Annotated in this window: 1 pseudogene; it reads right to left on the bottom strand. The window is 58.0% G+C overall.

The features are described from left to right. A pseudogene (locus K1F36_RS20000) lies at positions 1-300 on the bottom strand (IS21 family transposase); the annotation flags it as partial.

Raw genomic sequence — 300 nt, 5'->3', positions numbered from 1 at the left:
GAAGGACATGTCGTTGTGCTTTTCCAACAGCTCCCGGATCGCGGTGTTGATATCGGCCACACTGTGGAAGGTCTCGTTCCGTAAGGGCGCGAACACCCTTGTGTAGATGATGCGCACGGCGTTCTCCACTATGGCCTTGTCCCTTGGCCTATAGGTGCGCGTGGGAAGGACCGCCGTTTCGTAGTGCTCGGCAAAGTCGGCGAACACCTCGTTGACCTTTGGTTCATAGCGGCTGCTCTTGGTAACGGCCGATTTAAGGTTGTCGGGCACCAGTGCCCTCGGCACACCGCCGTAGAACCA

The sequence above is a fragment of the Flagellimonas abyssi genome (assembly GCF_019457905.1).
Taxonomy (GTDB): domain Bacteria; phylum Bacteroidota; class Bacteroidia; order Flavobacteriales; family Flavobacteriaceae; genus Flagellimonas; species Flagellimonas abyssi.
This window is presented reverse-complemented; position numbering and strand designations above follow the sequence as displayed.